Annotated in this window: 23 protein-coding genes; 10 read left to right on the top strand and 13 right to left on the bottom strand. The window is 51.4% G+C overall.

Annotated elements, in window-relative coordinates; all coding sequences use genetic code 11:
* Positions 1–15: 15 nt before the first annotated feature.
* From LKE13_RS07060 to rfbF, 5 genes are read right to left on the bottom strand one after another with little or no spacing between them, the layout of a single operon-like run.
* Positions 16–912 (bottom strand): NAD-dependent epimerase/dehydratase family protein, encoded by an 897-nt coding sequence (locus tag LKE13_RS07060; RefSeq protein WP_227949639.1) that lies wholly within the window; start codon positions 910–912, stop codon positions 16–18.
* Complete coding sequence (gene rfbC, locus LKE13_RS07065) at positions 909–1,448, bottom strand: dTDP-4-dehydrorhamnose 3,5-epimerase (protein ID WP_227949640.1); 540 nt, start codon at positions 1,446–1,448, stop codon at positions 909–911. The genes LKE13_RS07060 and rfbC overlap by 4 nt, the downstream gene beginning before the upstream one ends.
* A complete protein-coding gene (locus LKE13_RS07070) occupies positions 1,445–2,683 on the bottom strand; it encodes a class I SAM-dependent methyltransferase (protein ID WP_227949641.1) in 1,239 nt (412 codons plus the stop codon). The genes rfbC and LKE13_RS07070 overlap by 4 nt, the downstream gene beginning before the upstream one ends.
* A complete protein-coding gene (rfbG, locus tag LKE13_RS07075) occupies positions 2,680–3,753 on the bottom strand; it encodes a CDP-glucose 4,6-dehydratase (RefSeq protein ID WP_227949642.1) in 1,074 nt (357 codons plus the stop codon). The genes LKE13_RS07070 and rfbG overlap by 4 nt, the downstream gene beginning before the upstream one ends.
* A 15-nt stretch (positions 3,754–3,768) precedes the next feature.
* Positions 3,769–4,542, bottom strand: coding sequence for a glucose-1-phosphate cytidylyltransferase (gene rfbF / locus LKE13_RS07080; RefSeq protein ID WP_227949643.1), 774 nt, complete (start codon positions 4,540–4,542; stop codon positions 3,769–3,771).
* A 172-nt stretch (positions 4,543–4,714) separates the two neighbouring features.
* On the opposite strand from rfbF, the gene LKE13_RS07085 reads away from it, so the two are divergent.
* Positions 4,715–6,148 carry an NAD(P)-binding domain-containing protein gene (locus tag LKE13_RS07085; RefSeq protein WP_227949645.1) on the top strand — a complete coding sequence of 478 codons (1,434 nt, stop codon included), beginning with the start codon at positions 4,715–4,717 and terminating at the stop codon, positions 6,146–6,148.
* Between the two features lie 2 nt (positions 6,149–6,150).
* On the opposite strand, the gene LKE13_RS07090 is transcribed toward LKE13_RS07085, so the two are convergent.
* The 6 genes from LKE13_RS07090 to LKE13_RS07115 all read right to left on the bottom strand — a co-directional run bounded on the left by LKE13_RS07090 (position 6,151) and on the right by LKE13_RS07115 (position 13,944).
* Positions 6,151–8,763, bottom strand: a complete 2,613-nt coding sequence (locus LKE13_RS07090) for an AIM24 family protein (protein WP_227949647.1) — start codon at positions 8,761–8,763, stop codon at positions 6,151–6,153.
* 160 nt (positions 8,764–8,923) lie between these two features.
* On the bottom strand, positions 8,924–9,769 hold the full coding sequence (locus LKE13_RS07095) for a carbohydrate ABC transporter permease (RefSeq protein ID WP_227949649.1): 846 nt from the start codon (positions 9,767–9,769) through the stop codon (positions 8,924–8,926).
* Positions 9,766–10,659, bottom strand: a complete 894-nt coding sequence (locus LKE13_RS07100; RefSeq protein ID WP_227949651.1) for a carbohydrate ABC transporter permease — start codon at positions 10,657–10,659, stop codon at positions 9,766–9,768. The genes LKE13_RS07095 and LKE13_RS07100 overlap by 4 nt, the downstream gene beginning before the upstream one ends.
* A gap of 62 nt (positions 10,660–10,721) precedes the next feature.
* Complete coding sequence (locus LKE13_RS07105) at positions 10,722–12,011, bottom strand: ABC transporter substrate-binding protein (protein ID WP_227949653.1); 1,290 nt, start codon at positions 12,009–12,011, stop codon at positions 10,722–10,724.
* Between the two features lie 84 nt (positions 12,012–12,095).
* Complete coding sequence (locus LKE13_RS07110; RefSeq protein WP_227949655.1) at positions 12,096–13,166, bottom strand: ABC transporter ATP-binding protein; 1,071 nt, start codon at positions 13,164–13,166, stop codon at positions 12,096–12,098.
* The gene (locus tag LKE13_RS07115) at positions 13,159–13,944 is read right to left on the bottom strand and encodes a DeoR/GlpR family DNA-binding transcription regulator (RefSeq protein ID WP_227949658.1); all 786 of its coding nucleotides are present in this window, start codon (positions 13,942–13,944) and stop codon (positions 13,159–13,161) included. Before LKE13_RS07115 ends, LKE13_RS07110 begins: the two co-directional genes overlap by 8 nt.
* Before the next feature lie 246 nt (positions 13,945–14,190).
* Here LKE13_RS07115 and LKE13_RS07120 point away from each other — a divergent pair, with 246 nt between their 5' ends.
* Both LKE13_RS07120 and LKE13_RS07125 read left to right on the top strand, forming a co-directional pair.
* The gene (locus LKE13_RS07120) at positions 14,191–14,715 is read left to right on the top strand and encodes a hypothetical protein (RefSeq protein WP_227949660.1); all 525 of its coding nucleotides are present in this window, start codon (positions 14,191–14,193) and stop codon (positions 14,713–14,715) included.
* Between the two features lie 59 nt (positions 14,716–14,774).
* Positions 14,775–15,722: a DMT family transporter gene (locus LKE13_RS07125; protein ID WP_227949662.1), complete on the top strand. Its 948-nt coding sequence runs from the start codon at positions 14,775–14,777 to the stop codon at positions 15,720–15,722.
* Positions 15,723–15,737: 15 nt separating this feature from the next.
* Here the strand turns inward: LKE13_RS07125 and LKE13_RS07130 are convergent, their stop codons facing one another.
* Positions 15,738–16,484 carry a hypothetical protein gene (locus LKE13_RS07130; RefSeq protein ID WP_227949664.1) on the bottom strand — a complete coding sequence of 249 codons (747 nt, stop codon included), beginning with the start codon at positions 16,482–16,484 and terminating at the stop codon, positions 15,738–15,740.
* A gap of 523 nt (positions 16,485–17,007) precedes the next feature.
* Here LKE13_RS07130 and LKE13_RS07135 point away from each other — a divergent pair.
* The 7 genes from LKE13_RS07135 (at position 17,008) to LKE13_RS07165 (ending at position 24,053) form a co-directional block, all read left to right on the top strand.
* Positions 17,008–18,213 carry an amino acid ABC transporter substrate-binding protein gene (locus LKE13_RS07135; RefSeq protein WP_227949666.1) on the top strand — a complete coding sequence of 402 codons (1,206 nt, stop codon included), beginning with the start codon at positions 17,008–17,010 and terminating at the stop codon, positions 18,211–18,213.
* 25 nt (positions 18,214–18,238) lie between these two features.
* Positions 18,239–19,066, top strand: coding sequence for a phytanoyl-CoA dioxygenase family protein (locus LKE13_RS07140; protein WP_227949668.1), 828 nt, complete (start codon positions 18,239–18,241; stop codon positions 19,064–19,066).
* A 354-nt stretch (positions 19,067–19,420) separates the two neighbouring features.
* Entirely contained in the window at positions 19,421–20,635 is a 1,215-nt protein-coding gene (locus tag LKE13_RS07145; protein ID WP_227949671.1) for an amino acid ABC transporter substrate-binding protein, read from the top strand.
* 119 nt (positions 20,636–20,754) lie between these two features.
* The gene (locus tag LKE13_RS07150) at positions 20,755–21,615 is read left to right on the top strand and encodes a branched-chain amino acid ABC transporter permease (RefSeq protein WP_227949673.1); all 861 of its coding nucleotides are present in this window, start codon (positions 20,755–20,757) and stop codon (positions 21,613–21,615) included.
* On the top strand, positions 21,615–22,589 hold the full coding sequence (locus tag LKE13_RS07155) for a branched-chain amino acid ABC transporter permease (protein WP_227949675.1): 975 nt from the start codon (positions 21,615–21,617) through the stop codon (positions 22,587–22,589). The genes LKE13_RS07150 and LKE13_RS07155 overlap by 1 nt, the downstream gene beginning before the upstream one ends.
* Positions 22,586–23,344, top strand: coding sequence for an ABC transporter ATP-binding protein (locus LKE13_RS07160; RefSeq protein ID WP_227949677.1), 759 nt, complete (start codon positions 22,586–22,588; stop codon positions 23,342–23,344). The genes LKE13_RS07155 and LKE13_RS07160 overlap by 4 nt, the downstream gene beginning before the upstream one ends.
* On the top strand, positions 23,337–24,053 hold the full coding sequence (locus LKE13_RS07165) for an ABC transporter ATP-binding protein (RefSeq protein ID WP_227949679.1): 717 nt from the start codon (positions 23,337–23,339) through the stop codon (positions 24,051–24,053). Before LKE13_RS07160 ends, LKE13_RS07165 begins: the two co-directional genes overlap by 8 nt.
* Here LKE13_RS07165 and LKE13_RS07170 read toward each other — a convergent pair.
* Positions 24,050–24,796, bottom strand: a complete 747-nt coding sequence (locus LKE13_RS07170) for a phosphoribosyltransferase (protein ID WP_227949681.1) — start codon at positions 24,794–24,796, stop codon at positions 24,050–24,052. The genes LKE13_RS07165 and LKE13_RS07170 overlap by 4 nt on opposite strands.
* Positions 24,797–24,827: the final 31 nt, after the last annotated feature.

The following is a 24,827-nucleotide window of genomic DNA, read 5'->3' on the forward strand; positions in this document are numbered from 1 at the left end:
GCTTCATACTATTGGTTACGCTACGCCTATAGGCTTATGATAACTGCGCAGGCCTTCCGGCAGAGATTTTGGGAGTCCGTCGCCTAGAAATGCCGCTAGTTTTGCGTTATTTCCGCAGACCGTTACATTTGCGCGGTGGCTTACAATATTCTGAAGTAGTTTTTTCTCCAGTTGAGGCTTTTCCAGAAGCTTGGCAAATTCATGGGCGATTTCATGCGGGAGATGAGCTTCGCCGGAGCAAATATTGATTGTTCCGCTTGCCTCCGATGCGGCGAGCCTTTCAAAGGCGGCTGCGACGTCTTTGACATGGATCAGGTCAACAGCACGGTCCGGAGTCTGGATAGCAGGTAGGCGGTCTTTGGAGATTTCCCGGAAGATATAGGAGATCAGCTTGTTCTCATCCTCATCGGGTCCATAGGGGAAGAAAATCCGCGCCCAGACTAGGGAAATATCTTTCGCGATAACCTCGGCAAGGCCTTTAAAGGCAAGTTTGGACGCAGAATAATAGGTCGTCGCGTTTAGTGGTGATGTGTCTTCATCAAGTAGGGCATTTCCCCATTTATACTCAGCGCAGCTAGCCGCCAGAACCGCCTTTTCGCCACCATGGCGCACAAAGGCATCCAGTAGATTGGCGCTTGAGGAGATCCAGCGGAAATTCTCGGTTGAATGCCAAAACTTACCGGGCGTTGCCTCCCATGCGAGATGGATCAGGTGGGTTGGCTGATGATGTTCAAATATCTTTTCCACGGCAGCTGGATCATGTAGATCAAGCGGGATATGTTTATGATGCTGCGAATGCGATGGGGCGAGGCCGCGCGACACTGAAACGACCTGCCATCCTTCGTCAAGAAGCCGGCGGACTGCATGGGATCCGATAAAGCCCGTTGCGCCGGTAATCAGGCAGCGTTTCATCCGATAACCTCATCAAGCGCGGCTAGCTTAGCATCTCGCGCGGAAATCACTTTGGGCTCACCGGGCCAGTCAATACCAATGGTGGGGTCGTTCCAGCGGAACCCTCTATCATGGCCGGGCGTATAGGCCGGACTCATTTGGTAGAAGACGTCGCTGCCATCCTCTAATGTAAGAAATCCATGGGCGCAACCCGCTGGAATATAAAAGGCGCGGCCATTCTCACGGCTTAGTTCTATCCCCAGCCACTTCCGGAAGGAGGGGGACTCCGGTCGGATATCGACGACGACATCGAAAACTCTCCCTGCGCTGCACCGCACGAGCTTTGTTTCCTCATAAGGCGCAGCATGAAAATGCATTCCTCGCAATGTATATGCTTGATTGTTATTGGAAACATTGCTTTGAACGGGGTGGAAATCGATGCCAGCCTCTTTGAATTCATTCTCACAAAAGGTCCGGGCGAAGTAACCACGCTCATCCTTGATGAATTCCGGTTCAATCAGATATGCCCCTTTGATTTCCGTTTCGTTAAAGATCATGAAAGGATCATAAGCTCCGGTATGGGAATAACAAACTGTCCGCCCCAGCCCTTGACTTCCGCCATTTCGCTGGAAATCTCGTCGGCCAGGTTCCATGGGAGGATCAAGACATAGTCCGGCTTTTCGGTTGCAATTTTTTCGGGTGCGAAAACTGGAATGTGGCTACCGGGGAGCAGGGTGCCCTGTTTCTCGGGATTGCGATCAACAACAAAATCGATGAGTTCAGGGCCGACACCGCAATAGTTAAGCAATGTGTTGCCCTTGGCCGCAGCACCATAACCCGCAACTTTTTTCCCGTCGGCCTTCGCCGTTTTCAGGAAGGCAAGAAGGTCATCGCGCACTTTTTCTACACGTGGGGTGAAATTCTGATAGGCCCCAATTGTGTCAAGGCCTGCCGTAGCTTCCTTCTTGCGGAGGGCATTTAATCCAGCCGTATCTGTATATTTTTGCGTCGACTTGTGGCAGGCAAAGACGCGGAGAGATCCGCCATGGGTCGGTAATTCTTCCACATCAAAAACTCTCAGCCCATGGGCAGTTAAAATCTTCTCGACCGTCAGAAGCGAAAGATAGGAATAATGTTCATGATAGATGGTATCGAACTGGACTTTTTCGATCAGGTTCAGGAGATGGGGGAATTCGATCGTGAAAACACCCTCTTCGCCAAGCAGGACGGGAACACCGCCAATAAAATCATTGATGTCCGGTACATGGGCCATGACGTTATTGGCGGCCATCAAATCAGCCTGCAGGCCGTTCTTCGCGAGACGGGTTGCCGTCTCCACGCCAAAAAAGGCAACCTCCGTCTTGACGCCCACCTTCTCCGCCGCCTTGGCGACATTCGCGGCCGGCTCAATCCCCAGGACAGGAATATCTTTCGCGACGAAATGCTTCAGAAGATAGCCGTCATTGCTGGCAATTTCCGCAACGAGGGAGTCTTTGCCAAGGCCGAGCTTTTCGATGAGTTTTTCTGAATAAGCCTTCGCATGCTCCACCCAACTACTGGAGAAGGAAGAAAAATAAGCGTAATCGGAAAAAATATCTTCCGCAGGAACAACATCCTCCACCTGAACCAGAAAACAGTTCTCACAAACCCGGGCATGGAGTGGATATGATTTTTCCGCCGCGATATCCCGCTCTTCGCGCAAATAGCTGTTGGCGAGTGGCGTGGAGCCCAAATCCACGAATGTTCGGGACAATTCTTGATGACAGAAACGGCAGGTAAGGGGGCTTGTCATGAAGTGGCCTCATATTCGTCAATTTGCGAGAGGGTGAAGGCGTAAATGTCGGTCGTCTCGCCAAAGGCTTTATACCATTCGACTGTTTTAGTAAGCGTTTCAGAGGATGTCCATCTCGACTGCCAGCCGAGCGTTTCTTTCGCCAGCGAGGTATCGAGCGCCAGATGCGATTTTTCAGGCGGTTGTTCCTCATTCACGAGAGCCCAATCGCGTTCAATGCCGAATGCCTGTTGAACCGCACGTGCAATTTCGCCGACAGTGACGACCTTGCCGTCCCGGGGGCCAAAGTTAAGCGCCTTGGGCAGCTCTGCGCCATTGCCCCCTGCCAAAGCTTGCAAATAGACAAGATAGCCCGAAACGGATTCAAGAACGTGTTGCCAGGGGCGTGTGGCACCAGGATAGCGAAGTGTTACACTCTCGCCAGCCCGCGCGGCACGCCAAATGTCGGGGATGAGGCGGTCTTCGGAAAAATCCCCCCCACCGATCACATTGCCAGCGCGTCCCGTCGCAATTGGAATGCCTTTTTCAAGATAAAAGCTCTTTGCATAGGAAGCCGCCGCGATTTCACAGGCGGCCTTGGAGGAGGAGTAAGGGTCATCGCCGCCGAGAGGGTCGCTTTCCTTGAAGGCGCGGCCATCCTCGTTGTTCTGGTAAACCTTGTCGCTGGTAATGATCAGCGCAGCTTTGAGCTCTTCCAGTTCCCGTAGGGCTTGCAGCAGGTTGACGGTGCCCATGACATTGGTTTCATAGGTGTACACCGACTCACGGTAGGAGCGTCGAACGAGGGCTTGCGCCGCCATATGGAGGACAATCTCCGGATTACTGTCCCGAACGGCTGCGGTGAGTGCTTCCGCATCGCGAATATCGATAATATGGGAGGTTATGGAAAGTTGATTTGCGATGCTGTTATAGAGGGAGACGTCGCCCTCTGCGGCAAGCGAAATACCGGTAACTTTCGCACCCATTTTTGAGAGCCAAGCCGCAGCCCAAGAGCCCTTGAACCCCGTGTGTCCAGTCAGCAGGACACGGCGGCCTTTCCAAAATTCCGGATTAACAGGGGCGGACGTCATTTTGCGATCCTTCCACTATTCCCAGACTCGCCAAGGTGCTTTGCCGTCGTTCCATAATTTTTCAAGATAGTTTTTCTCGCGCAGGGTATCCATCGGTTGCCAAAAACCTTTATGGCGAAACGCCGAAAGCTGCCCGTCGGCCGCAAGGCCGGTGAGTGGATCATTTTCCCATGGCATATCATCGCCGGAAATTCGGTCTAATACAGATGGCTCCAATACGAAAAAGCCGCCGTTAATCAGCCCGTTATCACCCGCCGGTTTCTCGACAAATTCCTTCACTGCGCCGTTTTCAATGACGGTAGCGCCAAACCGGCCCGGAGGTGCCACCGCCGTTAATGTAGCTTCGCGCCCCTCAGCCTTATGAAAGGCTGTCAGCTTGGCGATATCGACGTCGGCCACGCCGTCGCCATAGGTCATGCAAAAAGTCTCATCCGGATCGAGGTAGCTCGCGACGCGTTTCAGGCGGCCGCCGGTCATTGTCGCCTCGCCCGTTTCCACTAGCGTCACGCGCCAAGGTTCCGCTTTTGCCTTGTGATAGGTGATCTGGTTGCTTTCAAGATCGAACGTGACATCCGAGCGATGCAAGAAATAGTTGGCGAAATATTCCTTGATGACATAGCTGCGGTAGCCAAGGCAGATGACGAAATCATGTATACCGTAATGGGAATAGATCTTCATGATATGCCACAAAATCGGATAATTGCCGATTTCGATCATGGGCTTTGGCTTGAGGTGGGATTCTTCTGAAATACGAGTGCCGAGCCCACCGGCTAAGATGACTGCTTTCAACGATATCCCCTTGTTCCATCCGTGTTTGCTCTACTCTAAGCAAGCGGCGCGCCGTTGGTAAGTCTTATTTCAATATCAGGCGTGAGTGTCAAGGTTGCGCCGCCGACAGATTTCGGATGAATTTATGAAATCATGCCGTATGCTGAGCGTGACTAAAAATAAAAAAGTAAAAATGATGAATACTAAAGAGCATGGTCTGAGAGCGCTGGAAGAACAAATTCGACGTGAATTAGGATATTTGAATTATCCGACAGACAACTGGGTTAAGCCGCTCAACGATAGTGTGGGACGCGAAGCCCTCGATGTGGCCATTATTGGTGGTGGTATGTGCGGCATGGCAGCCGCCTTTGGTTTAACAAAGGAAGGGATCAGGAATTTTCGGATTTTCGACGCGGGGGATGAAGGGTTTGAAGGGCCTTGGGCCACAACTGCCAGAATGAGAACGCTCCGTTCGCCCAAGCGTCTGCCCGGGCCACATATGGGCCTTCCGTCTCTTACGTTTCAATCTTGGTATCGCACGCAAGTGGATGACGAGACATGGGACGAGCTGGAACATATACCGCGTGAAACTTGGATGAACTATCTGCGGTGGTATCGCCAGATCCTCGAAATTCCTGTTGAAAACAATAATGCTCTTAAGAAAATAATTCCGGATGGGGAGTTGTTGCGACTTCAGTTTCTTGGGTCAGACGGGGATTTCGAAGTTCTAACCCGACGTCTGGTGATGGCAACCGGGCGTTCTGCCTTCGGCGGGGTTCGGGTGCCGGGTATCTTCAAAGATATACCAAAGAAATTCTATGCCCATACAGAAGAGATGATCGATTTCCCAGCGCTTCGGGGAAAAGATGTCCTGGTTATCGGAGGTGCTGCGTCGGCCGTTGATAATGCGGCGGTCGCACTCGAAAATGGTGCGAATAAAGTTAGTCTCTTGATGCGGTCGGAGAGTATTCCGAGACTGAATAAATTCAAGAATATCGCGTATGCCGGATTTTTGCGCGGCTATTATTCGTTGGATGACGAGACGCGCTGGCGGTTTCTCCATCATGGGCAAGAAGCTCGCGTTGCCGCCCCCCGACGGTCGATGTTGCGGTTAAAGGAATATTCGAATTTCCATATCCATACGGATTCAGGAGTTAAAGACGTCAAGTTTAACGATCAGAAAATCACGATTGAGACAGACAAAGAAGAATTTACCGGTGATTTTGTTATTCTCGGAACTGGATATGCGATTGACATAAAGCGCCAGGCAGAACTTGCGGATCATGCCGGTAAAGTCCTGCTTTGGCAGGATTGCTATACGCCGCCAGCGGATGTCGCAAATGAGGAATTAGGCCGTTTCCCGTATCTTGGTCCCGCATTCGAATTTCTCGAAAAAGAGAACGGTATTGCGCCATTTCTCAACCGTATTCATCTTTTCAATGCGGCAACGACTTTAAGCCATGCCGCCGTCAGCAGCGATATCCCAGGCGTGAATATCGGTGCGGAGAGGCTGGTTAATGCACTTGCTGTGCGGTTCTTTAATGAGGGCGCGGACCAGCATCTTCAGGATTTTTATGACTATAGTGACCCTGAACTTCTTGGAGACGAATGGCGCGAAGAAGTTTAGCTCTAGAAGGGGAGGAAAACGGGCGGTATAAATCGGATGGCGCCCGCGCCTCTTTTGCCGTTTTCTGACACATCACCAATCGCTGCGCCGCCATGAGAAAAGCGGATCTGCGCCGAGTGGAAATAGATATTCTCAAGGCTTGAGGATGAGTTGATGTGAAAATGCGCCTGATCGCTCCATCCGATAAAACGGAGCGGATCGATCGCCCGTGAATTGTCCTTCGATGTATAGACTTCTGGTTTTCCGAAAGTGCGCAGGACAAGTTTCCCCGGGCCTTCCGCGACGGAGAAAAACATGCGCCCGAAAGCCATCGCTGTCAGGCTGAGCGAAATATGGGTTTCTAGGCGGATGGTCTCGCTGAATGCTGCGAGATTGCCTTGCGAGAAATAGACACGCTCCCCCGGTTTCAGGTTCCATTCAAGGAACTGCCGCCCCTGTGAAGTCTGGATAGAAATCATATCGCTTAGGTCTTCATGCGGATTCACCTTGACCATCTTATAGGTGCCGGAGAATAGCCGCCGGAGGATCGCTTTATGCGGCTGCGGCCAGGCAATGCCTTGGGAGGAGCCGGAGGGACTCAGCGCGGGTTTGATGTAGTATTTGCCGTTGTCGTCGGGTCGGAAGATATATTCCGGATCGTAACCGCTCAGGATATCCGGGGGAGAACTGGCATCTTGCTCTTTCCCCAGTCCGAGATTTTCGATGGGAAGTGCCTTTCCGGACTCGCTCTTGAAGGCGACGCGGGAAAAGATATAGGCGAAACTCTTCACCGCAGCGACAATCAGGATCAGAGTGGCCAGCAAGTTCAGACTCCGGACGGTCCAGAAAACATCGGCGATGATATTACGTACACTCCGCTTGGTCGCATCGAGGGTGGTGCTAAGATAAAGCTCGATCTCGCGGAGGCGTTTGTCCGCTTTTTCGCCTGTGAGTGACGCGAAATCAGAGGTCAGTTCATTTAGCCTGTTCCGCTGCCGATCTCTGGTAAAATCATAGGCATCAATGATAGAAATTTTGACTTTCCGTGTGATATGGCAATCCACCTGATGGAGCTTGCATTCCGGCGGCTTCAGGCTGGGAACATTCTTTGTCAGTGTGTTGCCATCGGGATAGACGGAGGTGAATTCCTTATCCACGAAGGCAGGAATCTGTTTAGGCGAAGTCTTTGCAAGCTTTCGATACTCGGCAAGCATCCTTTCGAGCTGAATTTCCTGGTTCCTGAAGGCAATATCCACAGCATTATAGATGTCACGTTCGAGATTTGGATTTTCACCGCGGACCACCAGTGTTTCCGTTGTCGGGATTGCGCATTCGAACATGCCCGTTCCTTCTTTGGTGCATTCAACGCCATAGACCGCATCCTGCGCGCGGGTATCGATCTGAAGTGAGAGCCAAAGGCCGAGTACGATACAGATCCCGATCGGAATCCATCTCAGCGCCGTAAAGAGCGCGTAAGAGGCGGATTTCTTTCGGTCGAACTGGGCGAAAATCGGAATATTCTGCAAGATCGCAAGGGCGAAGAGGCGCAGGCTGATGGCAGTCACGATAAACAAGACCAACGCATAGGACGCAAGAAGGAGAGAGAATAATCCTTGTGAGAAGGATATCCCGGCCGCCGTCCTGGCCATCGGGTTGAACGCAACCAGGATTACGAACAAGCAGCTAATCGCAAATTCCGGACTACGAATTCGGCTGCCGAAAGCAAAGAGGAGAAGAGATAGAAAAGACGCCGCGCTGATCAGCAATGTCCAGAAACGGATATGCTGATTTGGCCCCATCGACAGACTACGGGTGACCTCTGTATTTAAATCGTTCAGGTTTGCAATATAACTGGCGAATAAGATCTTACTCTCGCCAGTCAGCTGCGTGATCTCCTTTTCGATCCGCTTTACCCGGCTCTTGGTGTCTGTATTGTTTTTCTTGGCGAAATCCAACAGTTCCTGCGCTTTTTCAAGAGTCTTTTTGAAAAAGCCGCCCATTCTCTTTATTTTGTCGACGGCGGCCTGCGCCTTCTTCAAAAAATCACCCGCTTCGGACGCTCCCTTCCTTGCGTTTTCGAGCCTTTTTTCAAGTCTGGAAATGTTTTTGAGGGCGTTGTTGTAGCCGGTGAGATCACTTTCTACTGAGCTCAAGAAGCGCACTACATTGGCGTATCGCGCATCGCTTTCCGCCGTCTGTCCGTCATAATCCGGTAGGACCTCCTTTACTGTCGCCTTGATGGTTGTAGTGGTTTGCCGCGACTTGGGTTCGAAATAATCAGGAGTAAGCTGTTCTTCCGGATAAACGCTAAGCTCCGATACCGGACTGGCGAACAGGAGGACGAGAGGCAACAAGGCGGCTGCAAAAACGACCTTTCTCTGAAGCACAGCAACAAGAAGGCCAACGCAAAAGAGGGCAAGGTAGAACCAGCTAAAGGGCGCACCAAGATAGTCCTGCGCAATACTGCTGCCGCCGAAGCATCCAACAGAAGGCAGCGCAAACAGAGCAGAAAGATCGGAAAAATTGAGGCACCAATGAGTTGGCGGAAGCGTCGTCGAAACGGCGGCAGGGACTGTCCCCGTCAGCACAATCAGCCAGAAAAGCCGATGAAATACTCCGTTGTTACGCCAAACCATAAAATTTTCGCCTATCCCATTCGGCGTTGCTCCAAACGCAGCCGACAATCGAATATCTGAAAGGCCGCAAGTTTACATGGCCAATCAATAATATGACCTTAACATAGCTGGCGATAAAATTAGTCGAAAATCCTGAGCGTGGTGGCCGTAATCGCTGGGACTATTTGATTCCGGCACGGATAAAGCTCTGGACGAATTGCCGCTGAAACAGGAGGAAGGCAATTAATAGTGGGCCAGAGGTGAGCAGGGTTGCCGCATTGATCACGGACCATTCCAACCCTCCATCAACTGCGGCAAAGACCTGCAACCCGACAGTAACCGGACGGGTTTCAACCGAATTGGTAATGATCAGTGGCCAGAGGAAATTGTTCCAGTGGTGGCTCACCGAAACGAGGCCGTAAGCGAGATAAGTCGGTTTGGCGAGCGGGATATACACCCGCCACAACACCCCAAGGATGGAGCAACCCTCAAGCCGCGCCGCATCCTCCAATTCCTTCGGAATGGTCATAAAGGTCTGGCGCAGCAAGAAAATTCCGAAACCGGAGGCGAGATAGGGTAAGGCAATGGCCGTGATTGTATCAACCAATCCCAAGTGGCGCATGGTCTTGTAGTTTTCCACAATCAGAATGTCCGGCATCACCAGAAGCTGCAGCAGCACAAGGGTAAAAAGGACAGACTTTCCTGGAAATTCAAATCGGGCGAAGGCATATGCCGCCAGAGTGCAGAGTATGAACTGCCCAGCCAGAATGCCCGTCACCAAGAGAACTGTGTTCAGGAAATAGCGGCCAAAGGGCGCGGCCTCCCATGCCTTTGTAAAGTTTTCCAGCGTCAGAGGTGCGGTCAGGTCAAAACGCACCTCATACATTGCGGGGTGGAACGCCGTCCAGATCGCATAGGCGAGCGGCAGAAACCACAGCAGCGCCAGCACCCAGGCACCGGTCGTGTTCAGTGTCTTGTCCCAACTGAACTTGAAGGGTTTTGTGTGGGGAAGGGTTTGCTCGCTCATCGGTAATGAACCTTCCTGTCGAAAAAGAAGAATTGCCCGATGGCAAGGATGGAGAGCAGTGCCAGAAGCACAACCGTCAGGGTTGCGGCATACCCTGTCTGCCAATATTTGAACGCCTGTTCATAGATATAAAACAGGAGCAAGGTGCTGGCATTATCCGGACCGCCACCCGTCATGACAAAAATATGATCGACCAGCCGGAAGGCATTAATCACGGCATTAACGGAGACGAAAAGGGTCGTCGGCATAAGAAGTGGGAATATGATCCGCCAAAAGAAGGTCCAGCGGCTTGCCCCTTCAATATCCGCCGCCTCCTTCAAGGAAGGGGGGATGGTCTGCAGCGCCGCAAGATAGAAGATCATGAAGAAGCCTGCCTCTTTCCATATGGCAACGGCCATCACTGCCCAGAGTACGGTGTCCGTCTGGCCGAGGAGGTTCTGGTCTGGTAGTCCAAAAAGCCCATTGCGGATCTGATCGATCAGGCCGAAACCGGGGGTATAGAAAAATAGCCAGATATTGGCGACAGCAATCAGCGGCAGCACCGTCGGGGTGAAATAGGCCATGCGCAGAAAGCCAAGTCCGCGCAGCTTGCCATTCACCCAAAGCGCCATGACAAGGGCGATTGCAACTGAAATCGGAATGGTCGCCAGCGCGTAGAGCAGGTTGTTCCATATAACATGCCAGAAGATTTCGTCATTTATCAGGGCCTGATAATTTTCAAGGCCGATGAACTTTGCCGGACGTTTCCCCCGGGGTGTCGAGAAGAAGCTGCTGATCAGGGTGACAATCGCTGGATAATGGGTAAAGGCGAACAACATGATGAGCGCCGGGCTAAGGAGAAGCCAGGCGTAGATCCAGTTCAGCTGTGCGGTTGTTCGCGTGAATTTCATTTGGGCTACCTAAACAAAAAGTCCCGCCGGAGTAACGGAAAAAACCGGCGGGACCGCTTCGCTTATCTATACTCTTTAAGGATGGCGTCAGCTTTTGCCTGGGCTTCCTTTAGGGCAGTCGAAGCATCCTTTTGACCAGTAATTGCCGCAGAGAGTGCATCGTTGAGAATTTTCGTAACCCGCTGGTTCTGATATGTGGACAGTTCCGGTACGGCAAATTCCAACTGATCTCGCGCGACAAGCGCTGGGGGGAAGTCGGCGGTATAGGCCTTCATTTCTTCTGTTTCCCAAGTTTCGGGGCGCGGAGCCACATAGCCGGTTGCAATTGTCCATTCAGCCGATTGCTTCGGGGCGGTGATCCATTTCACGAAATCAAGGGCGGCGCGTTTTTGCTCGTCACTGGAGTCCTTGAAAATGAAGAAGTTGCCGCCACCTGTTGGCGCTCCGCGAGAAACTTTCGCAGGCAACATCGCGACACCGAAGTCAAACGGTGCGTTGGTGCGGACGTTGGTCAGGTTGCCGGTTGATGTCCACATCATCGCGGTCTGACCTTCAAAGAAGGCTTTTGGTGTTGCCCCCCATTCAATAATGCCGGGGGCCATGATGTTATGCTCTTTGCTCAAGCTGACAAGATACTCAAGAGCTTCTATGACGGCGGGATCGTCGAAATAGGTTACATTACCATCTTCATTAGCAAGAACCTTGCCGTTTGCGGCTGCAAGGCCCTGGAAAAGCCAATATGGAAAGCCCGATGACGGGATGCGAACGCCCCACCTCGTCACATTGCCGTTCGCGTCTTTCTTAACGAGCTTCTTACCAAACTCAACCATTTCTTCCCAGGTTGCGGGGCCTTTTTCTGGATCAAGACCAGCTTCCTTAAAGGCTTCTTTATTGTAGTAAAGAACTGGAGTAGAGCGCTGGAACGGGATGCCATAAGTTTTGCCACCCGTCTGGCTGTTTTTCATGAATGCCGGGTAGAAGGAATTCAGCCAAGCTTTGTCTTCATCTGTTGTGGCGGCATCGTCAAATGGAACGATGACATCTTCGTCGATCAGGGTAAACATATCGACCGCGAGGATCACAGAGAGTTGTGGTGGTTTGCCGCCGCGTGCGGCAGTCAGGGCTTTCGTCACCGTATCCTGATAGGAGCCGGCGAAAATTGCATCGATATTCACATCCTTATGCTGTGCCGAATATTCATCAGTCAGCGACTGGATCGTTTCGGCTGCCTTACCACCGACAGCAACCGGGAAATAGAATTGCAGATCGACAGCGTATGCCGATGCCAGTGTTCCGGCCGAGAGGGCGACCGCCCCTGCCGTAACGCAAAGAGATCTGAATAGTGCCTTCATCATCTTGTCCTTTCGGTTTTGGTTTTTTTGATAAAATTACGACAACTTTTCTTGTGCTTACTTTCCGCCCACCTTACTGGCGTCTCATTCCTTCTCGTAGGCGGTATCAATCCGTTTGCCCGAAGCGACGTCGAACAGATGTACTTTCTCGATTGGCCAAGTCAGCGACAACACATCTCCAGAGGGAGGGATGTCGCCGGAAACACGAACAAGGCAAGCCGTATCACCAATTCGGCAGTCAATGAGCGTGTCGGCGCCGAGATATTCAATGTTGTGGATTTTGGCTTTCACACCGCCGTCCTCCAGACGGATGGATTCCGGGCGAATGCCGACAAGGGTTTCACCGCTGAACGGAGGGAGAGGGGCATTCGGCGCCGCCCGGAGCAATTCCGCAGCCGGCATGATATTCATCGGTGGTGTGCCCATGAATTTCGCGGTGAAGACGCTGGCCGGGTGTTCATAGATTTCCTGTGCGGTTGCTGCATCCTCGATCTTTCCTTCATTGAGCAAAACAACTTTGTCTGCCATTGAAATTGCCTCGATCTGGTCATGGGTTACATAGACCATGGTGAAGCCGAGCTTTGTCTGCAGTTCCCTTAGTTCCACCCGCATGTCATGGCGCAGCTTGGCGTCCAGATTGGATAAGGGCTCATCCATCAGGCAGATAGGCCGTTCGGATATGATTGCGCGACCAAGGGCAACGCGCTGCTGCTGACCGCCGGATAGCTGGCTTGGTCGGCGATCGAGGAAGTTCGACAGCCCCAGTAGATCCGCCGTATCTTGCAGGCGCTGTTCGCATTCTGCCCGCCCGACGCGACGGACTTTCAGGCCAAAAATGATATTCTCCGCGACAGAGAGATGCGGGAAGAGGGCGTATGATTGGAATACCATGGAAAGATCACGGGAGGAGGCCGGTTGATCAGTCACGTCCTTACCACCAATAAGTATGCGTCCTCCGTCAACTTCATCAAGGCCGGCAATCAGCCTGAGCGTCGTTGACTTGCCGCAGCCCGACGGCCCCAGCAGCACAGTGAAGCTACCCGCATCTATCTCCAGATCGATCCCATCGACAGCGCGTATGCCGCCCCAGCCTTTTTGCAGGTTCTGGAGGCTGATGGCTTCACCGGAGCCGTTAAAAAGGCGGGAACTACTCATCAGGTTCCGCTCCCTCGGCGTCGCAGACAATAATTTCGGTCGTGGATTTTCGTACAATAGTGGTGGCCCAATCGGGCAGTGCCTCATCAGTGAAAATGACATTTACATCCGTCAATGTGCCGCCGCGCACATGAGCTGTGCGCCCAAATTTTGTGCCATCGACAGTTAGATAGGTCTGACGGCAATTGCGGGATATAGCCTGCCGGGCCGAAACTTCCTCTTCATTGAAATCAAGCAGCACACCGTCGTCATCTACACCGCCAACACCAAAAATGCCGACGTCGAATTTGTAATTGTCAAAAAACTGTTCCGTTTGTGGCCCGAGGATATCCCGGTCGCCATGACGGACACGCCCGCCGACGATTGTCACATCAAAGGATGGGTTGCTAGAGGCAATCATCGCGACATTGAGATTATTCGTGAAAATGCGGAGTTCATTATGGTTCACGAGGGCCTGCATCGTGACTTCCGGGGTGGTGCCGATGCTGAACGCAATCGATGTGCCGTCCTGAACGCGCGCCGCGACCGCCTTTGCGATTCGCCATTTTTGCTGACTATTGAGGATCTGGCGTTCGCTATAGTCCAGATTCTGACGTTTAGGGAGTAGTTCGACACCTCCATGCACTCGGCGCACCAAACCAAGATCGCACAGACGATTAACGTCCCGACGTATGGTCTGCGACGTTACGTCAAATTGATCGGCAAGGCCTTCAACGGATTGGTGCCCCATCTCCTGGACAAGGGTGATAATATGCGTTTGACGCGGCGAGAGGTCCATTTTTCTTCCGTTGCACTTTGTTACGCTCAGAAGTTAGAATTTTCATATGAACCTTTTTTTATGTTCATATGAACATATTATGACAACGGCTATGTATGGTCAAGGTTTTGCTAATGTACAAGAAGGCGTCGATCAGGAGAGGTGAAAAGGCGCGGTACAATAAGAAAAAGGAAAAAAGCGGTTGATTTATGCGAATGATTATCATTATTAATAATTCCGCTACATCAAAACTTGAAAGACGGACCGATGCACACGCCTGAAATTATTCCCGATAGTCTGAATGACCTGAAGTACCCGGAGCAGTTGACGTTGTGGAGTGTGCGATATTGGTCAGATGGTCTGCGCCAGAGTTTCTCGCCCTACACAACCTTGCAGGAGGCTTATTGGAAAGCCAAATGTCCGCGAGTCTTGATCTCTTTGGACAGTTTTCTGTCGCTTATGGTTGCAGGCTATAGCCGTCCGGTCGACATTCGGTGCCTGTGTTGCAGTGGTATTTCCAAGGATGAGTGGCGTATTTTACAATCTCTTGTGGCCGCGCAGCATGGGCAAGAACCGAAAATTGCACCGCTAATTTCCCACTTTATGGAGCCGGCTACAGTGCGAATTGCTCAATCATCAATACTGGAATGGGCGCAAGGTCTCAAGGACTGCGGACTTATTTTGCCGACACGTCCGGGCGTTATGAAACAATCCGAACCGAATTTTGCGAAGTCGGGTAAAGTCGTGCAATTACGTGACTATGCTGGCGCAGATAAAGCAACATTGCATTGAAGCCTGAGTTTACCGTCCTTATAGTTTTCTTTTTAAGGGGAGTGTCCGGGAAATGATTAGTGTTTGCATCGTCACAGGTACTGAAATCACGTCTCTGGATGATTAACACGGGTACGTTAAATCCGCTTCGTTCGGCGTTGATGATGCTTGCTGCATGTTCTCTCATTGCGGCAACTACGATCTTCGCAAAGGCTTTGGGAACCGACCTTCTTGGCGAACCGCTGCATCCTTTGCAGGTGAGTGCAGGACGGTTTGTCTTTGCCTTGGTAGGGCTTTTCTGCGCATCTCTCATACTTCGACCGAAATTCCATGCGCCAGCATTCAGGCTTCATATTGGGCGATCATTTTTTGGCTGGGCCGGGGTTAGCTTGATGTTTACGGCGGTTGTTCATATTCCGGTTTCCGACGCCACGGCTATCAGCTTCCTTAATCCGATATTCGGGATGCTTCTGGCCATTCCACTACTTCGGGAGCGTGTTGGACCTGTGCGTTGGAGTGCGGTCGCTATCGCCTTTGTTGGGGCGATTATCTTGCTTCGTCCAGGCGGCTCCGCTTTTGATCCAGCGGCTTATATTGCATTGTTGGCTGCTTTCTGCATGGGCATAGAGGTAATTCTGATCAAAATGCTGACAGGGCGTGAATCGCCTTTGCAAATTCTGATCATTAACAATTGTATTGGCGCTATGATCGCCTGTTCCGCCGCCAGCTTTTTTTGGTCAGTACCGACGATGTTGCAATGGGGTGCACTGGCGTCTATCGGCCTGTTGATGGTCTCGGCACAATCATTGTATATCCAGTCGATGCGGAGCGGGGATGCCAGCTTTGCGCTCCCTTTCTCATATTCCACCCTAATATTCGCGACGATCTATGATTTCTGGATATTTAGCGTTATTCCGGGGTGGATTAGTGTTCTTGGCGCTGCCATTATCCTCTCTGGAGCCTTGTTACTTGGATGGCGGGAAATTGTCCTGAGCCGACGGAAAGTAGCGGAAGCAAGCCACTCTTAGTTTCTTGAATAACCCTCAAGAGGAGAGCGCGTTATCAAATAGTTTCCCAAATCCGTTGACCTGGCATGTGTTTTTCATCAATTGCAGGCAATGCCAGGCCAGTGCCTGATTACTGGTGACAACGGGTTTGCCGAGTTTCTGTTCGACCTCCTCAATCACGAGAGAGGATCGGATCGCTGTACAGGAAATGAAGAGAGCATCCGCGTCGGGATCGCAGACTTGCATGGCGGCTTCTGCTATGGCAGCGGGGGGCAGGCCTGTCATTTCGATATCGTTATCGAGGCCGAAGCCTTCGATGTTCAGGATATCAAAGCCTTCAGTTTTAAAATTATCCGCGACTGCTGCGTTCACCATGTCGTCATAGGGGGTTAGGATAGATATTTTCTTGGCACTGAATGTTCGTAGGGCTTTCCCAGCGGAGAGAATAGGGTTCGTACAGGGAACACCCGGTTGCGCAATCTGGATAAGCCGCTCCAGTTCATACCCGCCGATTGCTGCCGTCCCGGAAGTGCAGCCATAGATTACGACATCGACGCCTATGCCGGGCAGCAAACCGCTTGCCGCACGGGTAATGTCGCCCGCCATCGCGCGTAAATTCTCAATAGTTAGCGGGTTGGCGTTGAGAACACGATTGGTGAAGAGATCAACACCCTTGGGGAGCATGCGACGGAGGTCCGTCTCGCTGTTGTAATCCGTTGCCAGCGCTACCAGACCAATTCTGCCGCCCGGTGCAATGTCTTCAAAGTTATAAGATACATTCATGTTCTTTATTCCATTTCAGGCAATTCAGGCGCTGCGCGATAACTTATGACGCGTGCGACATTTCCAGTTTTCGCAATCTTCCCTTCATGTATCATTTTATCGCCGGGTGCAAATATCAATTCCGCCTCCAGCGGGAGCATTACAACGGCTTCCAGAAGCATCCTATTGTACACTGAGCGGATTGAACGTTCGCCACATTCCAGCCTGAGTCCATGACCGAGGAATCTGACATTGTTGCTAAAGGCGCGGCTAGCCTCACCATGGATTATATGGTGATCGGACCATTGTGTGTAATCACCTGAGTAAAAAATATGCAGACGATTTATTGCATTTTTTCTGGGCATTCCAGTCTAATTTTTGGTCAAAAAATTCATATCTGTAATGGTTTAGCCATCAGAATCTATAAGAATGTAACTACTATAGTAGTATTTACGACTTTGGCATGCTTCTTGCTCTGTTCGTTGGGCGGTCAGCTGATAAGAGGCGACCATTGGAAGGTTTTAATCAGGAAGGATGGAGCAATATGGCGAAGGGATTTCTAAATCGGCTCAAGGTGGCTACCGCTGCGGTGGGTGTTGCTGCTCTCGGGTTGGTAGGTCAGGCTGTAGCTGCGGATGGCGTTGTGAAGATCGGGGCTCCGTTGGCACTTTCCGGCGGTCTCGCTGCGGAAGGTGCAAAGCAAAAGCTGGCTTATGATCTATGGCTAGAGCGAATCAATGCGGCCGGCGGCATTAATGTCGGTGGGGTCATGATGCCAGTTGAATTGATCACCTATGACTACCAGACTGATGGAAAACGCGCGAGCCAACTGGCGGAAAAACTGATTATTGATGATAAAGTTGATTTTTTGACCGCTCCTTTTGGATCCGGTCATTCTAAGATCACCGCCGGTGTCGCGGAGCGTTATGGCGTTCCTATTATCGCGGTCGCGTCATCCGAGCCAGTTCATAATCAGGGCTTCAAAAACCTGTTTGGTACACTCGCTCCGTCCGGCGGCCTTATTGACGGTATGCTGGATTTGTTTATGGCGAAGAAACCAGACATGAAAAAGATCGCTATCTATGGACGTGACGATGTTTTTCCAAAAATCATGGCGACATTAATGTCAAAGGGGGCTAGCGCCCGTGGGCTTGAAGTCGTCTATGAAGAACTCTATCCCGTCGGAACACTTGATCATGCGACCGCCACAGTAGGAATGCGCTCTGCCGCGCCGGACTGGATTTATGTAACCGGCTATACAGAAGACCTGGTTCTTGTTCGTAAGCAAATGGCGGAGCAGGGGCTCGACGCACCGATTATTACAATGATTACTGGGCCAGCTTATCGCGAATTTGTCGAAAATCTTGGGCCGCTCGCTGAGAATGTTACCAGCGCAACCTGGTGGCACTATTCTGCTGCCTATGCCGGAGATGATGTTTTTGGGACAACGCAGGCCTTCACTGAAGCGGTTCAAAAAGCCTCTGGTGAGGATCCAGACTATGTTCACGCTTCTTCTGCCGCAGCTATGATTGCGTTGCAAAAAGCGATTGAAAAAGCCGGATCTCTGGATCGAGACGCCGTACGTGAAGCGCTTAAGACCCTTGAAATCGAGACATTCTATGGTCCGATCAAGTTTCGCGAAGATGGCCTGAATGACAATCGCAATCTGCCGATTATACAAATTCAGGATGGCAAGCCGGTAATTTTGTCTCCCGCCGATATGGCAACCGTAGAAATGCGCTTGAACTAATAGCTCTCAACTAAGGAGTATAATAATGAGTGGATCCCTGACGCCAGAGGAGGTGGCGGCTTTCGAGCGCGATGGATACTTCATGAAAAGGCGGGCCATTACCGAAGCCCATGCCTTGGACTGTCGTCAGCGACTTGAGGCAATGGAAGAAAGCCTTCAGGAGGATTGTAATAAGCGCATGAAGATCAAGGCGCATGTTGTCTCCCCCTGGATGGTCGACTTGGCGCGTAACCCGATAATCCTGGATGCGGTGGAATCGCTTCTGGGGCCGAATATCTTGCTTTTCGGGTCGTCCATGTTTGCAAAAGCGGCACAGAGCGATCGGTTTGTGTCCTGGCATCAGGATTCAGCCTATTACGGCTTGACGCCGAATGACTCCGTAACGGTCTGGCTTGCCTTTACCCCAAGTAACAAGGGGAATGGAGGCTTGCGTGTGTTGCCCGGATCGCAAATGGGGGACAATATGGAGCATGATGAAACCTATGACCCAAAGAACCTTCTTGCGAAGGGTCAGACAATTCGCGGCGTTGACGATAACAATGCCAAATATCTCGAATTGGAGCCGGGCGAGTTTTCTATCCATCATGTAAAGACAGCCCATGGCAGCCTTGGAAATTTCTCGGATGATCGCCGGATTGGGTTGGCGTTTTTCTATATCGGTGCGCATGTCAATTCGACATTGGGGCGACGCTCTGCGCTGCATGTGCGCGGTGAAGATGAATTCAATTATTGGGACGAGGATCCCTTGCCTCGATACGATATGGATCCGCTTACCCTGGATTTTCTGACGAATATGTGGACGCAATATCAGAGTAAGGAAGTTCAGCAAGCGGCAAAGGCCGGAAAGCTGTAAAAAAATCGCAGGCATAGAAAACCTGGGCGGTATTGCTCAGATTAATGATATGTCCCTTTTGAGGTGTATTTCAAAATCTGAAAAAGTGGGTGGTTCCGGAAAAATCTGGCCATCCACTTTTTTTATGCAACGCCAGCTTCAACTAACAATTTTCTCCTGCCTATTTTATGACCATGCCTGAATTAAATGGTTAAAAATTATACAATTTTAAGGCTCCTGAAAGCGGTAATTTTAAAATATCTGTTACGATAGTTATAGTTACGACTTTGGCATATCTCTTGCTAGTTTTCTTCCGAGAAGCTGCCTTGGGCTTGACCGTTCGGGGATTGATTGAACTGGAAGAAAGGGATGGTTATGAAAATAACACTCAAAAAAAGATTGACGGTTGCCGCTGCGGCAATGGCCATGACAATGGCTGGAAGCGTGGGGCTCGCCTCTGCGGATGATGACGTGCTGGTCATAGGGGCTCCATTGGCGCTAACGGGCGGCTTGGCGGATGAAGGCAAGAAGCAGCAGGATGTCTGGAAACTCTGGCTCGACAAAATCAATGCCGCCGGTGGTATTGATGTGGCGGGCAAGAAAATGCAGGTCAAGTTTGTCGAGTATGATTACCAGACAGATGGCAAACGCGCTGGCCAGTTGGCTGAAAAGCTGATTAATGATGATGGTGTTGATGTGATTATGGCGCCATTCGGTTCGGGGCATACAAAGATTATTGCCGCTGTCGCAGAGCGCTATCAGGTACCAATGCTGGCCTGTGTCGCCTCATCAGTTTCCGTCTATGATCAGGGCTTTAAGTATCTTTTTGGAACCCTCGCGCCGAATACCGGCATGACGGAATCCATGGTCGAGTTCTTCAAGGAGAAGAAACCTGATCTCAAAAAGGTGGCTGTATATGGTCGGGATGACGTGTTTCCGAAAGCGATGGCAACGGCATTGTCAAAATCTGCTGAAACCGGCGGCCTTGATGTTGTGTATAACGAACTTTATGCCGTTGGAACCATGGATCACTCCGCAGCCATTTCCGCGATTAAATCGGCAGATCCGGATTGGGTTTACATGACGGGATATACGCAGGATTTGATCCTGGGCCGCAAGCAGCTGGCGGATATGGGAGTAACAGCACCTATCGTGACGATGGTAACCGGCCCTGCCTATCGCGAATATACCGAAGGTCTGGGTGATTTGGCTGATGGTGTGACAAGCTCAACTTGGTGGCACCATTCCACTGCCTACACCGATGCGGTTGGGCCATGGAGTACAACAGCAGATTTCTATGCGGATTTCACGGCCGCCTATAAGTCTGATCCTGATTATGTCTCTGCCTCATGCGCGGCGGCGGCAGATGTTCTGGTGAACGCTGTGCAGGTCGCAGGTTCCAAGGATAAACAGGCGGTTCGTGACGCTTTGGCCGCAACCGATATCTTGACATTCTACGGCCCGATTGATTTCGGCGAAAATGGTATGAACCAGGGCCGAGAAATGCCGATCATTCAGGTACAGGGTGAGGAAATTAAGGTCCTTTATCCGGCGTCTATCGCCAATGCTGAAATGAAAATGATCAAATAAGCCTTGCGTAGGGCCTGACGGGTTGGGGGCAATTCTGGCAACAGATGTCGCCCCCGATCTTTCCCGGCATACAGTAATTTATTACGCCCAACTGAGAGCAATTCTGGGAATCAATCACAGTGGACATCATTCAAATACTACTAAACGGCATTGTACTGGGATCACTCTATGCCTGCATCGCGATCGGCTTCTCGCTGGTATGGGGCGTGTTGAATATCATCAATATGCTGCATGGATCTTTCATTATTCTGGGAGGGTATCTGGCGTTTTTCGCGTGGCAGTATTCGGGCGTAAATCCGGTTTTTCTGCTCCCAATAATTGCGGCCTTATTATTTGGCCTGGGATACCTTCTGCAATATTTCTTTATCAATAAAGTCGTCATGTCACCGGTGCTGACAACCCTGACCCTGACGTTCGGGTTAGACATGATCCTCTATAATTTGATGACAGTCTTTTTCACCGCAACGCCAAGGCGTGTGACGCTGGACCTCGGCACGATAAACCTCGGCGATATGTATCTGCCGGTTGACCGTTTGATGGGCATGGGGTTGGCACTTTTCCTGACGGCACTGCTTTTCCTGGTGATGCGGGCATCAAAGATTGGCCGCGCCATTGTCGCCGTCCGCATGGATCGACAGGCCGCCACATTGATGGGCATTCGGGTGAATAATGTTTACGCCATAACATTTGGTATTGGCGCCTTTATGGCCGGTGCCGCCGGGGTGATTTTTTCCATGGTTTTCCCGATTACAACAAACCTGACGGGCACCTTCCTGGGGAAAGCGTTCGTGATCTGTGTGATCGGCGGGTTGGGCAGTGTACCGGGTGCCTTGATAGGCGGAATTGCACTTGGGCTGATTGAAAGCTTTGCCGGCTACACGATTGGCCCCCAGAATGCGACGACAGTTGGTTTTGTTCTCATGTTGTTTTTATTGATTGTCCGACCAACAGGTCTTGTCGGTGTAAAGGGATACGAGTAATGAAGCAGTTCCTTTATTTTGGCGCCTTTGCGCTTTGGGTCGCCTTGATCGCGGCCACTCCCTTACTTGCCGATAACTACACAATCCGGATTGCAATCTCGATTGCGATGTTCTCGGCGATGGCGGTTTCCTGGAATTTCATCGGTGGCTTTACCGGTTATCCCTCTTTCTCGACTGCGGCCTTTTTTGGGCTTGGGTGCTATGCCGGCGCGCTCGCGCAGCGTAACGGTATTCCCCTCGTGATGGCATGGGTATTCGCGACATTGTTTGTCGCCGTGTTCGCCGCAATGCTCGGGGCCATTATCCTGCGCTTGAAGGGGCATTACTTTGCGATTGGCTCAATCGCGATTGTCGATCTGACCCGCCTGATAACATCGTCATGGGGAAGCCTGACCGGCGGCGGGGATGGATTGAATGTCCCGCTTTTGCAGGGCAGCCCACAAGAGGTATCGGCGCTTGTCCTCTATGTTATGCTGGCGATCCTGATTGTCGCTTTTCTGACGTCGATCTATGTGGACCGATCCCGGCTGGGTTTTGGACTCAAATGTATCAGCCAGAATGAAGACGCGGCGGATATGGTGGGCGTCAATACGACATCCTTTAAGATTGTTGCCTATACCTTGTCCGCAGTATTCTGCGGTGCTGTTGGGGCGGTGTACGCATCCTGGGTTGGTTATATCGATCCGACGGACAGCTTTTCGATACTCTTGACTTTGAAAGTGCCGGTTATGGTTCTCTTGGGCGGTGCGGGCACATTACTTGGACCGGTTTTGGGTGCGGGCGTATTCGTCATGCTGGAGGAAGTGTTCTGGGCTAATTTCCTTGAATGGAACCGGGCCATTCTCGGCGGTATTATCGTCTTTTTGATCTTTTTCCTGCCAAATGGGTTGCTGAAAATTCAGTATCGCACACTCTACGGGGCGTTGGTGCAAAAGTTACGTAGTGCCCCCAAGCAAGCGGAGAAAAGTTCATGACTGAAATTCTCAGACTGGAAAATGTGAGTAAAAGTTTTGGCGGTAACCGTGCGGTCAATGACGTTTCATTCAGCCTGGAAGAAGGAGAGATCATCGGATTGATCGGACCAAATGGTGCGGGCAAGACGACACTGGTCAATCTGATTACCGGAGTACATCCCCTGTCCGCGGGAAAGGTGATTTTCGCTGGAGAGGATGTAAGTCGACAGCAGGCATTTCAGGCCGCGAGGCGCGGGCTGGCGCGAACCTTTCAGATCGTCCAGCCATTTCCGAAAATGACAGTTCTGGAAAATGTGGCCGCCGGGGCTTTGTTCGGCGGCGGAACTGGTTCCGTTGAAGATGCTTTGGATTTGGCGCATGAAGAGTTGAAATTCGTGGGCTTGGACGCTGTCGCGGACACACCGGCGTCATCGCTGGCATTGCCAAACCGGAAACGATTGGAACTCGCCAAGAGCCTGGCCATGCGTCCCAAATTCCTGCTTCTTGATGAGGTGAACGCCGGTCTGAACGCCTCAGAAATCGATGGCGCCCTTGATCTGATCCGCAAGATTGCGGCGCGGGGGGTCACAATTCTGATTATTGAGCATTTGATGAAGGTGGTGCTTTCAATTTCCCAAAGAATACTGGTGTTGCATCATGGGGAGCTGATCGCACAGGGCGATCCCCGTACGGTTATTGAAGATCCCCAAGTGGTAGAGGCCTATTTGGGCTCTAAATTTGCAGCGCGCGTTAAAGCGGAGTCCCATCATGCCTGAGTCGTTTCTCGAAATTAGTAATGTTCAAGCCGGTTATGGCGATGTGCGTGTTCTGTGGGATATTTCCCTCTCGGTCAACAAGGGGGAAATCGCCTGCATAGTTGGCTCCAACGGCGCGGGAAAGACCACGCTACTCAACACTATTTCCGGCATCGTCAAGCCAACTGCAGGCAGTATAAAACTGGACGGGCAGGAACTTGTCGGAACGCTGCCCGATGGGGTCTTGAAAGCCGGCATTGCCCATGTCCCTGAAGGGCGCCGCCTCTTCAAAGGATTATCCGTTCAGGATAACTTGATGCTGGGGGCTTATTTGCGCGATGATCGCGAGGCGATCAAGCAGGATCTGGAGTTTGTCTATGATATCTTCCCGATCTTGAAAGAACGGGCGACGCAGGATGCTACGACAATGTCCGGTGGAGAACAGCAGATGTGCGCCATCGGGCGGGGCATTATGTCAAAACCCCGCGTATTGATGATTGATGAACTTTCCCTTGGCCTGGCGCCGCGTCTTGTCGACCGATTGAGCGAAACATTGTTGGAAATTAATAAAGCCGGGTTGACCATTTTGCTGGTTGAGCAGGATGTAATGACCGCCTTCGAAATTGCGCAGCACGGCTTCGTTATTGAAACGGGCCGGGTTTCAATTTCTGATACGACGGATGCGCTCGGCGAAAATCCGAAAATCAAGGAAGCCTATATGGGGATTTAAGGGCTGCCGGTGTCAATTGTCTCCGCAATTGGCACCCATCCGTCAAGAGAACGTTCAAATAGCGGTGCGGCAATAACACTTTTTACCAGGGCTGACATGCCGGGCATTTCGCTTTCCAGCGTGGTTTTCCATAGAACGCCCTGACGCATGGCAACAAGGATGCCAACGATCTCGCAATCGAGGCGACGCAATAGGTTGAGGGCGGAAACAATTGTCGAGCCACTGGATATGGCGTCATCGACAATAACGATACGCTTCTTTTCCAGACGCGGCAGCATATTGGGATCAAGGAAGATTTTTTTGCTTCGGTCCGGGCTGGTAATTGAATGAACAGGCTCGGATAAATTGTCCGAATACCAGAATTTTCGGGAGTAGCCCAAGGGGATAAAGTTCTGATGACCAAGTCCTTCGGCGACCATTGGTGCAAAGGCCAACCCTAAAGTCGGTAGCCCGACAATATGATCAGGATTGGTGCTTTTCGCGATTTGAACCATTGCAGCAGACAAGGATTTAATGACGGAGAAGCTGGCCTGATTTGCAATTAGCGATGCGACGGCGCGGGGGCCTTCTGGCAGCTTGCGCAACGGCAGCAATAGTGCTCTCCCGTCTGGCAGAGTAGCGGGGTAGCCATACTGATAGGGCGGACCCTGCAATGCTCTTGGATCATCGGCGGGGATCAGCTCTTGCCAGAAACTCGTCGTGGGCATGATAAAGTCAGAGGATGTCGGTGGCTGATGTGTCATAAGTGAAACTCTTTTCAGGGTCTGGCAGTTA

Source organism: Sneathiella sp. HT1-7, from assembly GCF_020731145.1.
Classification (GTDB): Bacteria; Pseudomonadota; Alphaproteobacteria; order Sneathiellales; family Sneathiellaceae; genus Sneathiella.